Here is a 16,470-nt window from a genome sequence, read left to right as displayed (position 1 = left end):
TAGCATTCTTTGTACCTGATGCCCAGCATCCCTTCAAATGACTGCATACCGCCATAGGATCGTCAATAGCCTCGCCTTCAGGATCATAGTCCCGGTGACCGCCGTCGTTGGCGTGATGGGATTCGGCCTCTACGTCGTCATCCTCCGCTCCGTTTCCGATTTTGCCGACCGCCAGATAAAAGAGTCCCTCCTGGAGCTGTCGCGTGCCATCTACAGCATCTGCGATAAGGGCCTCCATGAGCTCATCGAGGAGGGCATGACAGCCGACCTCCGTGCGGTAAAGGCCAAAAAGGCGATGGTTGCAGAGACGATCGGCGGCTTCATGCTTCAGAACAATCTCAAGGGGATCGTTCTCGAGGGAGGGAGAGAGCTCATCTGCGATTGCGAGACGTACCCCTCGTTATCCGATGCGGCGCGGAAAACGATACAAGAGAACACCTTTTCGCTGATCCGGCATGAGGGAAGGCAATATTATCTTTACAAGATACCGTTCGAGCCCTGGCAGTGGGATATTCTCCTCATCAAGGACGCTGCCGCGCATGCCGCGCTGCTCCGGGACGTCAAGATCGCCCACGGGGTTACCGGGGGCGTGCTGTTCCTGGCCACGATACTGCTCCTCTCCTACCTGAACAGGACCATTGCGCGCCCGGTTAACGACATCATCGCGCCCCTCGAGCGCGGGGAGCTCCCTGTCTACAAGGGACCGATCAGGGAGCTCGCCTTCATCAGCAGCAGGATCGGAGGGATCGTGGCAGCGCTGGAAGAAAAGACGCGCTGGATCAACCATATCTATCAGATCGCGGTCACCAGGAGAGGGGACGAGTTTTTCGGCGAGATCGCAACCACCATAGGCAAGATGTTCGGCATGAGCTCCCTCATCGCCACCGTGAACAACAACGGCGCGGACGCCCATATCGTGGCGCAGTATCTCGACGGCGCGCTCAGGAGGGACATGACGATCTCCCTCAAGGGAACCCCCTGTGAAGGGGTCTGCGCAAAGAGGCAGCTGGTGATCGTAGAGCGGGACGCCTTCAGGATGTTCCCCGATGCAGCGGGCCTGAGGGCGTCACAGGCGGAGTCCTATATAGGGTTCCCCGTGTTCGACCGGAAAGACGAGGTCATCGGCGTCGTCAATGCTTCGGGGCCGCGGCGGGAGTTCTCCGAGTCGGATATCAATGTGCTCAAGACCATCGGCCAGATAGTCGCTGCGGAATTCGAGATCCTCGAAAAAGAGCGGGAAGAGGAGCGGCTCATGGAGCAGATCCTGCAGGAGCAGCGGCTGAAGAGCATCAATGTCCTGGTCAGCGGCGTGGCGCACAACTTCAACAACATGCTCGTCGGCGTCCTCGGCTACGCCTCCTTCGTGAGCATGCAGCTGCGGGAGGCGCGGGAAAGGGACGAGGCGATCGGAGGGGAAGCGCTCGAGGCGCTGCTCCGGCATATGGAGTCGATAGAACGCGCCTCCGAACGGGCGAGCAATCTCGCGCGCGAATTGAGCAAGCTGGCGAAGGGAAAGGCGCTGGGAGAAGACGCCGCGGGGCCCGTAGCGGTCAATACAATCATCGCCGACCTCGAACAGCTCCTCAGCAACACCTTTCCCAAGAACATCGAGATTGTCACCGGGCTCGCGGAGCATCTCTCGCCGGTCCGGGGAGATGCGTCCCAGATCGAACAGGCTGTTCTGAATATCTGCATCAACGGCAGGGACGCCATGCCCGAAGGGGGGAGGCTGGCCGTCACGACCTTCGAGCTCCTCATCGCGGACAAGGACCCCCGCTATCCCTACCTCCCGCCGGGAAGATATGTTACCATTATGATCGCCGATACCGGTACGGGCATCGACAAAGAGGTGCTGAGCCATATCTTCGAGCCCTTCTTTACCACCAAGCCCGTTGATAAGGGGACCGGGCTCGGACTCGCGACGGTGCATGCCATCGTGAAGTCGCACAACGGCCACATTGCCGTCGAAAGCACGGTCGGCAGAGGCACGCAGTTCACGATCCATCTGCCCGCCCTTTAACTGCACGCCTCGCGTGATCAGGGGCGGGCACGTGACAGCTGCAGTGCATCCTGCATGAACGAGGCATTGCGGTTATAATTAAGATAACAGTCAGGAGAGAGCGCGCCATTCGATGAGGTTTCTCGCAACCCACGCCGACGGAAGCGCACGCACCGGAATCCTCGAAACCGGTCGCGGCGCCATCCATACCCCCGCATTCATGCCGGTGGGCACCCAGGGAACGGTGAAGGCCATGTCGACCGAAGAGCTCAAGGAGATCGGCGCCGAGATCATCCTCTGCAATACCTATCACCTCTACCTGAGGCCGGGGCACGATATCGTCCGCCGGCTCGGCGGACTCCACTCGTTCATCCACTGGGACAGGCCCATTCTCACCGACAGCGGCGGGTTCCAGGTCTTCAGCCTCTCGTCCTTGAGGAAGATACGGGAGGACGGCGTGGAGTTCAGATCGCATATCGACGGCTCGCTCCAGTTCCTCGGGCCGGAAAAGGCGATGGAGGTACAGGTCGCGTTGGGCTCGGATATCGCCATGGCCTTTGACGAATGCCCCCCCTACCCCGCTGAGCACGATTACGCGGTCAAGTCCCTTGAGTTGACGACACGCTGGGCGCAGCGGTGCAAAGATTATCTGGATAGGGAGAAGCGGAGAAGCGGGGAAACGGAGATGAAAAACTACAAGACTCCTGAGGGCTCTCCGGTGCACCGTATCTCCCCTTCCCCGTTTCCCTCTTTATTTGGCATCATCCAGGGCGGCATGTACAAGGACCTGCGGAAGAGGAGCCTCGAAGAGCTCGTTGCCATCGGCTTCGACGGCTATGCCGCAGGAGGGCTGAGCGTCGGCGAGCCCAAGGAGGAGATGTACGACATCATCGCCAGCCTCGTGCCGCTCATGCCGCCGGACAAGCCGAAGTACCTCATGGGCATCGGCGACCTGGTCGATATGCTCGTGGCGGTGGAGCAGGGAGCCGATATGTTCGACTGCGTCATGCCGACCCGGAATGCGCGCAACGGAACGCTCTTCACCAGCGTCGGCAGGATCAGCATCAAGAGAGCGGAATACAAGGACGATGCCGGCCCCCTCGATCCGAACTGCGGCTGCTGCACCTGCAGGAACTATTCCCGGGCATACCTGCGGCATCTCTTCCTCGCGAAGGAGATCCTCTCGATGAGGCTCAACACGATGCACAATCTCGCCTTCTACCTCGACTTCTTCAGGAAGATGCGCGAGGCGATCGCGATGAACCGCTTCAGCGCCTTCAAGGCGCATTGGGAAGGTATTCTTGGACCGGACCGCTGAGATACGGCGCGTACTCGTGGTGACGCTCGTCCTCAACGCGCTCGTCTCCGGGACGAAGATAGCCTACGGCTACTTCTCGCGCTCGGTGGCGATCACCTCCGACGGCTTTCACTCCCTCTTCGACGGCGTCGCCAACATCGCCGGACTGATCGGCATCTACATCTCCTCCCATCCTCCCGATGAGGCGCATCCCTACGGACACCGCAAATACGAGACGGTGTTCGCCATCTTCGTCGGCGTGCTCATGTTCATCACCGTCTTCGAGATCCTGAAGGATGCCTATCATGCGTTAGGGAATACTTCCGGGGTATCGGTAACAACGGCGAGCTTCATCCTCATGCTCTCCACCCTCGTGGTAAACATCTTCGTCACGACGTATGAGAGACGGGTCGGAGAGCGGCTCAACAGCGAGTTCCTCATCGCCGACTCCCAGCACACCATGAGCGACATCTACGTCACCCTCGGTGTGATCGCGGGCCTCGCCTTCATCGCCCTCGGGTTCCCCCAGGCCGACCCTATCGCGGGGGTTATCGTCGCCTTCTTCATCGCGCGGGCAGGAACACGGGTGATCAGGGAGTCGACCGAGATGCTGGTCGACAGGACACAGGTGGATATCGCGATTATCAAGGAGGTCGCCTGCGCCACGCAGGGAGTGGTGGAGTGCCACGGTATCAGGACGCGCGGAACGAAAAACAACATCTTCATCGACCTCCACATCCTGGTGAATCCCTTTCTCTCGGTCGAAGACAGCCACAAGATCGCCGACGCCGTCGAGCAGCGCATCAAGGAACGGATCCCCGAAGTAGTCGATGTGGTCGTCCATATCGAGCCGTCTCCGGGACCGTAACCGCTGCCGGTGTGGCGGAATGGCAGACGCGGCGGACTCAAAATCCCATTTTGAAGGTTTAGGCTTTTCCTCTATTTTCAATTAATACCATTGATTATTAAGTAAAATAGTACCGTTTGGCGTCATAGATACTTACCGGTAAATACCCTTAACTACCGCAAAAAAGATACAAAATAGATACAGTGGAGTTCCGCCTCTTTTAAGTCTTTTATCGAACATCTTCCCTGTCTACATGAAAAAGCGGAATTGGTAAGGCGCGCTACCCAAGCCGCGCATACGCTTAACAACTCGTGCAAGCACCTTCGCGTACCCGATTGTTACAGGTAGTGGGTCATACAAGGCATCGTTGTTCCAGTCCATCTTCGAAAGCGCAAGGATCGCGCGTGCTGTTTCATCCCATGGGCCATGGCCAGCGTGTCGCACCAAGCGCACTGGCCGCGGAGTACTTCGAGCCCCCTGAAAATATGCCCTGCGATCACTGATGCCGCGCACATCACCGTGTGTCCACAGTAATGCTTCACGCGGACCTAAGCCAACAAGAGTACCTCGTGAGACGGGAAAAGGAGCAGGTTTGCCTCTCTCTGTGCCAGTGTCAAGGTCGACCCGGACGCCGCGCCATCCAACGTCTTCGACAATTTGCACCAAGTCGACGGCCTCGCAGAGGTGAAGAGCCTCCATGCAACCGTCAATCTCGTCTTTTTTGAATTCGGTGGTTTTGTGCACCATCACACGCCGGGGAGAGCGGCCCGCGTGCCGTCGACGGTAAAGGTCCATAGAGCGTGTCATGACACGGAACATCTCTGTTCGTGAGAGGAAGGGATTTTCTCGCTGTACTTCTACCTCATGAGTGTCATAAGCGATGAACTCCAGACCCGATCCCTCAGCATCAAAGACCTGACTGCAGCAGGTCACAAAGCGCGGTCGCTCCGAATCAGGTGGGCGTACAGCGTAAGAGATACCTATGTAGGCTGTTTCAGGATCGACATCAGCCAGCTTCCAGGGCACACCACCGGCTTTTGTATAGAGCGCCAGCCCAATACGCCACATAACGCTGGCGCGGTGTGGGTAAGCCAAAGCCTTATCCTCACGCACCAGCTGGACGGGGAGTCGACGTGTAGCGGTGGCGGCTTTCAGGTGGTCGTGCAGATCGAAATCCTCACCCGGGCCTCCTGTGAAGGCGGGCATCCAACGCTTGGGAATGTAGATAAACAGCACATCAAATTTGTCGCGTTGAGCTTCCAGTCCTTGGATCGTACGGATTAAGCGGTCAGCCAGTACTATGTGTGGCGTTGAGGAGGCACGCAATTCGACCTCAAGCTCTTTGTCGAGTTCTATATGGCAGCCTGCACCAGCGCTACGCATATGGAGGCCGAAAACTCTATGAAAACCGGGCCACTCTGGAAGATAGTCGACACGCTCGGTTGCTTTTGCTACCACCTTGAGTTCTCTCATGAAACTGTAAAGGTGATGCCCCTCGTCAGCTGGGGCTATTGTGGCGACCCTGATTGGGTCAGGCACCAGACCACTTGAGTGTGGACCGAATCTCAACAGCCCGCGAAGAGGGTGAATGTCTTGGTCTGATTGGCGGTCCGGATGGAAGGCCAACTTGGGTTCAGGAAGCCAAACGTGAGGGGAAATTTCGCTACTCATACACCAGCCCTCCTCGATACCCCCGTGGTGCTGGAAAGACGGAAGACCGCATCGACTCCGCTTCCGACCCCTAACGCGCGCAGATCCCCTCCATCACCGGAGAGCAGGTCTGCCCAAAAGTCGATCAGATCGTTGAGTTGCCTGTTATAACGCTTGACCGTTCGTTCACGGGCGAAATCAGCAGCCGCCGCCCTGTTCTCATCAGTAATTCCGTCGAAGACAGTGCGCGGTTCGACCAGAAGCCACAGCCGATCATCCGCCCAATCGAGGCGAGTGCTGATGCCTTCTCGCCAATGCAGGTTATCGAAACCTTTAATTGAGCCGCTAAGCGGTCCCACTAGGCGGCTTAGTGGTGCCCAGGTACTTTCCTTTGGATTCGAAGGTGCCAGCAAGTCGGTACTTCGCCGACGAATAACGTCTAAGCGATGATGGCGTCCAATAGCACGGGTCAGCGCGCTACGTAATAGCCCTCGCTCGCCGGAATCATAGCGCAAGCGCTTGATGGCAATGGTGTACAGGTCGAATTCAGTGATCCTGTACTTCTCAAAGGCTGCCCGCACGTCAGTATCGGCTCCAAAGACCAGCACGCCAGCCTGAGTGCGAGCAACGAGCACGTCGACATCGGCCTGCTCGACAGCCTCCCGAGCCTCTGCGTAGCCACCTATTTGACAGATGACGCGCCGACAGACAGTAGGAATCTGCACGACGGGTAAGGCATTAAGGCGCACTACTGGCCAACCACGACTTCCCCCTGGTAGCGGTGCACCACTCCAGCGACGGCGCTCGACAGCAAAAGCGTCGAGTATTGTGGTATCGATGCCTTTTACCAAGCGCATCAAGTCTCGCATTGCCTCATCGAAGCTTTGAATTCTAACCAGGGCTGACTCCACTCCAGCCTGTTTCGCACGCGTCAGCAATTGTTCAACGCGGTCGAGCGGTGGCTCTTCTCCACGATGCAGCCAAAACAATCCAGAAGGGTAAGCGACGCTGTGTTCCAGCACCTCCTCTAACGCCTCCGTAGTAGAGTCGTCGCGGCCACTATAGCCGACTACTACAAGTCCGAACCGCTTGCAGGAATCAACCAGAACTTGCCTCAGGCGTTTGTCCTGATGGCGCAACTCATCTCCTGTATTCTTGAGTCGCCGAGATCGGAAGTCGCCATGCAGCTTTACCTCGATCGGCCACCTTCCATCGCTGATGCACTGAGCAGCTAAATCCGGTGCGTCGAGAGCCACCGTCGTGAGTGATCCCGTTCCGCCATAGACCTTAGCACAAGCATCTGCCACGAGAGGATCGAAGTTCGTCGTCCACACCAGGCGCGTCAGTTGTGCACGCATCAGAGTAGCGAGGGCCACGTGACCATACGACAACTTTGCTCCGACCATCTTGGCATCTAAGTAGGTGCGACGGTCTGTCTCAGCCGGATAGACTGCTTCAAAAAGTGCGGCATACTCATCCGGAGATCCGGGCGCTGGCATTTTCCCAGAGGCATCGATATGGGCCTGCAGCTGAGCACGGATTGCCGGATTCGAGAGATCAGCCACAGCTTGGGGTGAAACGCGTCGTTGGCTAATGAACAGCTGCTGCTTAAACTCCCAAACCATATCCCCGGCAGTTGGAATTCCCGCCGCTGCTGATGCACCGGCACCGAGCAGCCACATAAGATTTCCAGCCCGCAAAGAAAAACGTCGGGCAAAATCATCCGCGTCTATCTGAGGCACATCGTTTCCTTTTTCCATAACGATTCATCCTAGCCGTGCCGATTTACACCTACCAATGGGAATAGTCTGTTAGGTGAAAATAAGGTAAGGCATGCATACGCGTATATAGCTTTTAATTCGAGAGGAGAATAAGCGTTACTTATCTCTGCTACAATTAGATGCATAAGATACCCCCCTATCCATGCAAAAGGTTAAAGCCACTCTATTATGCACAAAACGAGAGTAATTTTTACAGTGATTATAGAGAAAAGCTTGCAGGATGAAGTAGGAGTAACTTATGAGCGGTGATCAGTACGCTTATAGATACGAATTTCATTCGTCCTTTCATCTTTAAAGACATTCTCAACTCTACGTTTCTCCGAGCCGAACGCTATCGGGTCATCTAAAGAGTATGTGTAGAGTGGCCGCAGCCCCCTCCCGGCATATACCAAGGTAAGGAAGACATATTTGATGAATGATCCCGAATAGCGGTAACAGCGTATACATGCTTCGAGCCTTTTCTGAATCTCCTCGTTGTATCCTTGCCAACGAGCCAAGGAGCGATACCGTTCAATCCAGTCGTCAATGGTATGGCGAGCGCGTTCTAAGATCTCCTGTCTTGCTGAGATATTACCATGCTGAGCAAGACGCACCAGAGCGATGCTGATACTATCCCGTATTCTCCTGTCATCTTCGTTCATGAGGGCGTCGAAGACATATAACTTCTCCTGGTATTTATTGAGAATCGTTGTAACCTCCGAGCAATCCTCATAGGGTTTCCGACGCATGGATATTCGTGCAGGAACCCATCTGCGCTGGAATTTCCGTGGTAAAGCTGAGGTAACTCTATCCCAATCGATGTATCCCAGTTCCGTTCTGACATTTTTATGAATATAGCGATAACACTCCGGAGCATGGGCGAGTATCCAGGAACTGTTAAAGGCATCGGGATTTTTAGCAGTTAATAACCTAGTGATGACCCTGATTGCCTGATTGAAGTCCATTCAGCTATTTTATATTATTAAATTCAGCAACAATAGTCATCGGCTTTCCAGAAGGCGCGGTACGACCATATTGGGATCAATATTCCAGTTGCTGAAGAGTTGTTCGGTTCCGAGGCTTTCTTGGGGAATCCAGTGATCCGAGGCCCAGAGCAAACAAAGCATATCGCTCAATTGTGGCAACCATCTCTTCGCAGCTGTTTCATCCTCGGCTACTCTGATAACACTGGGACGCCGATAACCGCGCTCAAGAGCGAACTGATAAAGGTCGGTTGCTGGGTGAACGGGAAACTCACTGGAAGCATTAAACCGAAGGGGTATCATAATACCAGCGGGATCCAGATCTCCAAAGTACAAAGCTCCATCGCCGTGACATTCACGTATTATCTCATGAAGAGCCTGCCCGCTCGAACAGAAGGCCTTCCCGGCTCCATAGACAATCGCAGCATACCGGCAGACCTGTAGGTTCCATTCTGCCAGACTCCAGTAGGTATGATGGTTCTCCACTACGAGTAATGGCTTACCAGGTGCGATAGCTGCACGATAAGGTAGCGGATGCGGGACCATAAATGCACCAATTACCGCGAGAGGCAAGCGCCCAGAGAATAGAGCGTTGTCCCGGACCCGAAGATCCAAGTATTTCTCGTCGCCAAAAATCTCTAATGACCGCTCTCGCAGAGGCACGCGTAGGAATTTTCCCCGTCTACGGAGCAGCCAGTCGTTGATAGCTTTGGCAGTAACTAGCTCGCTTGTATTCAAATCAGTCCAAAATCCAAGCTCTGGAAGCCACGAAATACGAGACCAATCATCAGGGGGACGAACGTAAGACTTGTTTACCAAGGTTACGAATTTTGGCATAGGCGGGTTCCCGAGCCGCTCGAAGCTACCCTGCGCCGGCAATATTAGTTCACCCCTCACTTCCAATTCCTTCAGGGCAGCTAGAAGGAGCGCATCACGCTCGGGGTGCTGTAACTGCTCCGGATTCGTGTCCAGCCAGAGACGTCGCAGAGTTGTCAGAACAATGCGCTTCCGGTGGCCGGACCGAATGGCCTGCAGAAATAGCTCACTCATGCTTCCTCTGCCTGCTGTCCGGCTAAATCCTCAAATACGCCGCTCACCATCTCCACATGTGAACGGTTTGTTACAGAGTTTACGCCGGTTTTCCTGAGGCGGTTCAAACGACGGAAAGCGGACAGGATATTGGGATCCTTAAGAGCGGTAAAGAATATCAGTTGAACGCCGATTTCTTTCGCCAGCAAACGTTGCGCATCGAGGAGGGAGCGGGTCTGGACACTGGCAAACGGATTGTCGAGGATAAGAGGGCCACCTCCTCCGCGTTTTACCCGCGCCTGGGTGTCGGCGCGCAATTGGCTAATAAGCAGGTAAAGGAACATGGCAATCACGGTACCTTGTCCTCTGGAGTCTTTCAGGGCAGCGATGAACTGATACTGATAGGCCTCGTTTTGTTCCATTATGAGCACTTGAAGACCCAGTTCCTTGCGACCACTGACAAGGACAAGGCACTGTGCTACGATATCCGCTCCCTTGGCAGGAATAACATTGCTATCGATCAAGGTATTCAAATAGTGGCGAATCGCCTCCTTGCGCACCTCTACTGAAATTCCCACGAACGATGCTTTCATTTTAAGGATATGCTTGCCACCCACATAAGGGGTCGAAAAGGGCATGGTCATCGTGCACGCACGATTCAGAAGACCAATCCCCTCATAGGTCAGGTTGTAGAGTTCGCCGACGCAGTTTTCGAAATCCGGCTTCATGCCCTCCAGCGTATCTTGAGTTGCCTTAATTCGATCCTCGACAAGCGACGCAATCCGCACACGGTCTGAGCAGGCGGGCTCAAAGTCGCTATCGATAATATCACGTGATAGTTCTGGCTCCACGTCGCTAAATTCCTTCGCGCTAGCAACCCTGGTGAGATGGCGAAAAGCTTCGAGCGCCTTCTCCCGTAATGTATTGAGAGAATTCTCTTGTCTACGGAACTCAGAGATGATATTTTGTACAGCAATGGACACATCATCAGAAAGGCTGAGATGTTCAGACACCACCGAGTCGAAGGGAATAGTCGCTTTTAATGCCGCGTGGAGTGTTTCGAGTTCTTTGGCAATCCTATCATCCTGGTTGGCTACGTGTCGAGCCTTTTCAGCCTCCTGTGCTGCCCTGGTAGCCATATCTTCAAATCGTGTGATGTCAGCACTGATCTCCTCGATTGTGGTAACAAGGGCTTCATCCGTTTTCTCGTGCATTTCCTGAGTAGACGTAATTTTCCGCTTCCCTTTCCAGAATTCAGTTCTTTCGGTGTTTGCCACGGTGAATGCCGTTTGAGCCTCTTGTTGTGCATTGTACAACCTCTGCACAGCAATGCGCTGGTCGCGAAGAGCTCCTTCAAAGTCGAGGGCCCGAAAAGGTTCCAACTCGGCGGTATCAAGGTCGGCAAATTCCTCATTGAAAGAGACTGTCGCCTTCGTGAGCTCATTACGCGCAGTTGAAAGCTTTTCAGCAAGCACACCGAGACGATGCCTCTCCTGAGTTTTCAGTGCCTCTTCCGCATCGGCATACGTGATTCGAAGAGTTTCGATCCCCCGTGGTTTTTTCCGTAGTTGCTCTTCGGCCGGATACTCAGTGTCGTGATAAGTGATTTGCGCCCGCTCGGCTGCAAGGGACTGCGCCTCTTTGCCGTAATTGATGCAGTCTTCCAGTGCGTGCCTGGCTTGTTCATCCGCCTCGTTGCGTTGTCTATCTGTATCCTCAAGGAGCTTTCTCTTTGAATCCAGCAAACTTTGCACTTCCTTAAGACGGTCCCGTTTATCTGCCGATGGCGTTTCTAAATCCCGCTGGAAGTCCCCGATGCGTCTGATCGAGCCTTTAATACTCTCTATCTGTGTGGGCAAAGACTGCGTCTTGGCCGCAATTATTTTGCCTTCCTCCTGAGCACTGTTTGCCAGTATAGTAAGCTCGTGCCCCCTGTTCTGCGCTGCCTGCTCTTCGGCCTGAAGGCGTTCTATCTCTGCCTCGGCCTTCCGTAAGCAAGCTGTTCCGTAATCGGACTGGTACCGTACAAGTTTTTCCCGTGCTCCTATAGCAAGGTCACGCCGCTTCTCGTATGCAGCCAGCTGGTCCTCCTGATCGTGGATGCGTGCATCAAGAGCCGCTAAAACAGTACGGGCCGCCTCTTTGTTGTAGGCTGAGTCATCCTGTGACGCAAGTACAATACGGTCGCCTGTGTCAGGGGCATCGTCCACGGAAGCCACTGCGATGGTGACCGGTGCAGACAATTTGAATACCAAGCTCCCTATGCGCTGTCGAGTTTTCGCCCACTCCCCCTTGGCAACGTTCACCCCTAGAAAACGGGCTGGATCTGAGAGAACAAGTGCCCGCGCCTCTTCCACCGAAGGACGCAGTTCAGCCACATACGTATTGGCAGCCCTCGCCGAGCGGATTCCCGCTCCTTGAAGCTGACGAACAACCGCATCAATATCAGCGCTGCGGCCAGCCAAACCTGTCTCTATGATCGACCCTCTGTCCGCCTTCAACTGTGCCAGACTGATGTTCCGGTCTGCTATTTCTCGCTGTGTATCAGCGAGCAAACGGTCTAGTGCTTCCAACAAGACCTGCGAATCTGGATCGACCTCTTCGGCATCTGCTGCGGTGCACAGTGAGGAATCTTGCCTGAGAGCATCACGCAGTGCCTCTCCGGCTGCAAGGACAGTCCGATGTGCCTCCTGTTCGGCATGCGCATGGGCTGCCGCAAGCGCTTCTTCTGACGCTCCCTGTCTAAGGGTGCGTTCCTTTGCGTCCAACTCTTGGTGTTCCTTGTGAAAGTTTACGAGCTGTTCTTCCAGACCCTTGAGTTGCTGCCGAAGCCTTTTCAGGGCAGATGAAGAATCGGCATCATCAGGCTGAAGAAGGAGTTCCTGCCGTAGTCGATCCCGCTGTGTTTGGTAAGTCTCCAGAAACTGTATAAGCTGGCCTTCCTCGGTAGATAACGCAATGATTTCTTTATGGGTATCACTCTGTTGCCCTTTAAGGGCGGCAATCAATGATTTTGCGATTCGCTCCGCTTCCTCGGCCTGCCCTTTTCGCTGAAGAGCTGCTTTTTCAGCAGAGTGCAGTGCGCAGCTAAAGAGAGAGCCTTGAATTTCGGCCTGCTGGCGGGCGGGCTTCAGCCCCTCACGTTCGCTTTCATATAAGGCCTCAAGCTCTTTCACCCTTTCACGGGCTGCTTCAACATGGACCATGGCCTCGGTGCCTTCAACGCACCGCAAGCGGTGTGCTCCCTTCTCAAGAGCCTCCTTGGATGCGCCGTGCTTTTCAGCCGCGGCAGCAACTTTGCGATCATACAGTAGTCCCCGCAGTGCTATGATATCGTTCTGATGCTGAGCGGCTATATCCTGTGATGTTTTGACAATGCCGTCCTGCGTGAGCGCGTAGGACGTCTTTTCCTGCATGCTTCGCTGCCTCTGTTCACGGTGCTTAAGAAGTGCTACGGCTATACCCGCCGCCTGTCTCTGCGTTTCCTTGTGGACTGCATCAGCGGTCTCATACTGTGTGGCAGTCTCCGCAAAAGGTACCATGACCGATTGAAGGCGTATCAGTTGCTCAAGCCTCCGCTCGTATTTTGGTTTTGATTTAAGCTTATCGGCTGTCTGAGCTACAGCATCCCGAACCGTTGCGGATCTCTCCTGGTCGAGAGTCAGCCAGAGGAAACGACGCAGCAGGTCTATCTCAGTGTTAAAAGTCAGGAAGCCTTTTTCCATGCCGCCTTCGCTGCTGTTGAAATCGACCTGCATGCGCAACAACTCGGTATCCAAGAGCCGATAGTTGAGGTGTTTCACCCAATCATCCTGTGTTTTTGTGTGGTGGAAGTCCCCGGCACGTTTGCTCGCCTGTTGCATCCATTGCGTGAATTCCGTCATTGAGCGCACCGGCGTATCCGTGAGGCCGGGAGCGGGGATCTCCTCAAGGCCCATATCTTTTGTAGCTTCGAATGCAAAAAAGCAGCGGTCCACATCAGTGCCACGTTCGGTACTCTCCTTTAAGGCAACCGACTGGCCGATGATGAGCTTATAGTCAAACAGGTCTGCTGCACGAGCTGGCATGTCCCACTCCATTATCAGGAACGAAGGGCGTCCATCCCGAGCGAAGTAGTCAGTGAATCGAAGTTCTTTTTTCTGAAGGTGCTGTAACCAGCGCTCCTGTTTAGGATCGAACATGCTGAATATGAACGAAAGAAGAGATGTTTTCCCGCCGCCATTCTCCAAATTGAAGACCGTATCAGTAGTTTCCTGTGTATCGGGATCAGTCAAGTCAAATAAATGATGCTCATACCAAGCGGTATTGCTGCCGAAGCGGCCGACGTAGATGCGAGAGATTCTTTGCATCATAGCCTCAGGACTCGACGCTCTCACGCGTCGCATCGAAAAGACGCCAAAGCGTAAGTTCTCGTAAATGGACGCGGAGGCGATGAGTGGCGGTATAGACTGTCTGTGTTTCGTCCTCACTTTCCCGTTCCAGGCGGACAAGCCCGTACTCAGCCATTTGCTTGAGAGCGAGTTTCACAAATCCCTCAACCGAGTTCGTCGCTGCGCGCTCAGCCTTCGGGATAACAGGGGGAAGGCGCTTGAGCAGCTGCCAGCCGGGGACCAGCTGTTCTACAGACTCGTTCGGAGTCTGTGCCTCAGCCAGACGGTTCACCATGCTGAGCAGTGTATCGCGGAAACGGGCCACTGTTGCAGGCAATGGTGTTTTAGCGTCATCTTCCAAACGGTCAGTAGTGGGGAAAAACACCGCGCTAATGGCTAGATGCGCAAGCACAAGCGCCACCTTCTGCTCGCCGCTGAGGTATTGTCTCAGGTCGGCCAGCCGCAAGGAGAAGCGGCTCTCTCTGCTCAAGGGCGCAATAACGAGTCCTCGCTCGCTCACGTCCAGAATCATCAGTTCCATGCCGGTGGCTGCCGCCTGAACGGCCTCTGAAAAGGCCCCGTCCGCCCGGTACTTGCCCAGCAACTCGCGATATTCAGTATCGTTTGCTGGCGAGAGACCTAGCTGGAGAGCCTTATAGAGCAGGCGGGTAGCATCACGGGCGAGCGCTGTCACACTGCCTCCCGTTGGTCGAAACGCAGGTTGTCGCCCTGGACAACGTCTGCGCGAAAAACGCCATCAGGGTGCGCCTTCATGTTCGGGAAAAGGCTCTCGCTATCAGGGAAACTCCCATAAAGAGTATACGCAATGCACTGCTTCTCCAGGGCTGTAAAGCCCTCATCCTCTGCAGCAATCAATAACTCATCAAGTTTCCAACTGGCACCAAGCGAGAATTTCGTCCTTAACCACTGGTATACGTGCTGAACGATCTCAGCAGAGAAAGGTTCTCGATAGATCCTGAATAGCAGTACCTCCCCTTTCTCCTCCTCGTCATCAAAGTCTTCCTCGACTGAGCGCTGCTCTAGCAGCAAGGATAGAAGGTCTGAAAGGTCAGGGGTTTTTGGCACAATGGCGGGATATAGGCTGAGGAGCAGTTCCTCAGCATTTTCCGCAAGTATGCTCACCGGACGCTCCAAGAGTGCCGGAAGTAGTTTTGCCTCCAAGTCAGGTAGTCCCGACGGTTTGCGGGCACGGAACGCGCCGGCCTGTGCATCCATGAACTTGTCCCCCGCCCTCGTCACTTCCAGCTGAAGGTGGGCACGGACGTTGCTTGCGCTTTTCAGTACTCCGTGTAGGCGGACGAGCTGTTCGCGGGTTCTGATATCTTCGATCTGGATGAGTTGTTCCCGTACTGATTCCTCCATCCGGCGATCCTCTTCCTGCCGTGCATGAATGTGAATGCGGGCTTCGTTCAGGCGAGGGGCTATGTCGCGCGTCCAGACCACCGAACCCGGTGCCCGCCAGGCCTGGGTAATGAAATCGCGTAACTGTTGACGGTGCTCGATGGAGAGCATCCGTGCGCGGCGCGCAAACTCATACGCCTGGTCGAATCTTCCCCTCTCGATAAGCATTTGGAGCATACGCTCGATTAGAATTTGATGATCCTCGACCTCCAAATCCAGCATCCCCATCAGAAGCAGGTAACCCTCGGCGGTGGGGCGATAACGATAAGTGTCTTCGAGGTCCGGCTCGTAGGTTGTGAGTCTGAAGCGCACCGTCCGTGTGTCGCCGGTGGGTGCGTGGAAATAATCGTAGCTGTGCTCTTGATAGTTGTTTGACGCGTTGTCGAGCGAATCAAGAATAATTTCAGAGATTCGGCTACGTTGTGCCGTCGTCAGCGCTGGCTTCATGTGTGCGATAACTTGGGCCAGATACTGCTGAACTTCTGAGAGAGTGTATCCTAAAGCAACGGCTGTGCCTTCCATCATATAGGCTAGCGCTGCAAGGCTGAGATAGTGGGTATCGATGCTCTCCAGAAGATTCCCGCCACTACCGTCTGAAAATTTGTTTTTTGTGAGCTCCAAGTGAAACAATGGGCGCATCAACAGCAAATTCCGTTGCTGTGGCGCAAGGTCGATAAGACCTTCTGCCAATTGTCCCGACGATCTATTGTGATCCATATTTCCTACAGGCGCATTCATGGGGCACCAATTAATCAGAAGAAAGCATCATTGTCTTGGGTATGCACCCAGAGCTGAGGGAGTGATTGAGGGCAGGCTGGTGTTCTTGAACTGTGTTGCATCTCTCTTCAAATTCTAAACATGAGAAAAAACTACACGTTGATGCCTCTATAAGTTTTTCGACAACTGCCATGCTCCCCCCAGCAACATAATAATGGGCATATTGTTGCAGACTCATTGCTTAAATTTCAAGCTGTTTCTGTTTTTTGGTTTTAATACATTTTATACGTTCGTTCATAGAGATGGATAAGTGGCTTACATAAGCGGCGCAGCAGGCGGACATGCTTGATTCCTTTCAGATGGGTTCGGGAAAGAATATCCTGGGATTTCCTCTAT

The 16,470-nt window shown here is 54.4% G+C and carries 10 protein-coding genes; 3 read left to right on the top strand and 7 right to left on the bottom strand.

What is annotated here, in order from left to right; genetic code table 11:
* Window positions 1–37: 37 nt before the first annotated feature.
* From AB1805_03140 to AB1805_03130, 3 genes are all read left to right on the top strand, one after another.
* Window positions 38–2,020, top strand: coding sequence for an ATP-binding protein (locus AB1805_03140; GenBank protein ID MEW5744423.1), 1,983 nt, complete (start codon window positions 38–40; stop codon window positions 2,018–2,020).
* A gap of 112 nt (window positions 2,021–2,132) precedes the next feature.
* Window positions 2,133–3,317 carry a tRNA guanosine(34) transglycosylase Tgt gene (locus tag AB1805_03135; protein ID MEW5744422.1) on the top strand — a complete coding sequence of 395 codons (1,185 nt, stop codon included), beginning with the start codon at window positions 2,133–2,135 and terminating at the stop codon, window positions 3,315–3,317.
* On the top strand, window positions 3,301–4,164 hold the full coding sequence (locus AB1805_03130) for a cation diffusion facilitator family transporter (protein MEW5744421.1): 864 nt from the start codon (window positions 3,301–3,303) through the stop codon (window positions 4,162–4,164). The genes AB1805_03135 and AB1805_03130 overlap by 17 nt, the downstream gene beginning before the upstream one ends.
* Before the next feature lie 228 nt (window positions 4,165–4,392).
* On the opposite strand, the gene AB1805_03125 is transcribed toward AB1805_03130, so the two are convergent.
* From AB1805_03125 to AB1805_03095, 7 genes are all read right to left on the bottom strand, one after another.
* Window positions 4,393–5,616: a hypothetical protein gene (locus tag AB1805_03125; GenBank protein MEW5744420.1), complete on the bottom strand. Its 1,224-nt coding sequence runs from the start codon at window positions 5,614–5,616 to the stop codon at window positions 4,393–4,395.
* Window positions 5,617–5,810: 194 nt separating this feature from the next.
* On the bottom strand, window positions 5,811–7,553 hold the full coding sequence (locus AB1805_03120) for an SIR2 family protein (GenBank protein ID MEW5744419.1): 1,743 nt from the start codon (window positions 7,551–7,553) through the stop codon (window positions 5,811–5,813).
* A gap of 257 nt (window positions 7,554–7,810) precedes the next feature.
* A complete protein-coding gene (locus AB1805_03115) occupies window positions 7,811–8,518 on the bottom strand; it encodes a hypothetical protein (protein ID MEW5744418.1) in 708 nt (235 codons plus the stop codon).
* A gap of 36 nt (window positions 8,519–8,554) precedes the next feature.
* Window positions 8,555–9,586 (bottom strand): hypothetical protein, encoded by a 1,032-nt coding sequence (locus AB1805_03110; protein ID MEW5744417.1) that lies wholly within the window; start codon window positions 9,584–9,586, stop codon window positions 8,555–8,557.
* Entirely contained in the window at window positions 9,583–13,917 is a 4,335-nt protein-coding gene (locus tag AB1805_03105; GenBank protein MEW5744416.1) for a hypothetical protein, read from the bottom strand. Before AB1805_03105 ends, AB1805_03110 begins: the two co-directional genes overlap by 4 nt.
* A gap of 4 nt (window positions 13,918–13,921) precedes the next feature.
* On the bottom strand, window positions 13,922–14,629 hold the full coding sequence (locus tag AB1805_03100) for a hypothetical protein (protein ID MEW5744415.1): 708 nt from the start codon (window positions 14,627–14,629) through the stop codon (window positions 13,922–13,924).
* Window positions 14,626–16,074 (bottom strand): hypothetical protein, encoded by a 1,449-nt coding sequence (locus AB1805_03095; protein ID MEW5744414.1) that lies wholly within the window; start codon window positions 16,072–16,074, stop codon window positions 14,626–14,628. The genes AB1805_03100 and AB1805_03095 overlap by 4 nt, the downstream gene beginning before the upstream one ends.
* Window positions 16,075–16,470 lie beyond the last annotated feature (396 nt).

The sequence above is a fragment of the Nitrospirota bacterium genome (assembly GCA_040752355.1).
Taxonomy (GTDB): Bacteria; Nitrospirota; Thermodesulfovibrionia; order Thermodesulfovibrionales; family Dissulfurispiraceae; genus JBFMCP01.
The sequence above is the reverse complement of the archived record's forward strand: the minus strand, read 5'-3'. Positions and strand labels throughout refer to the sequence as shown.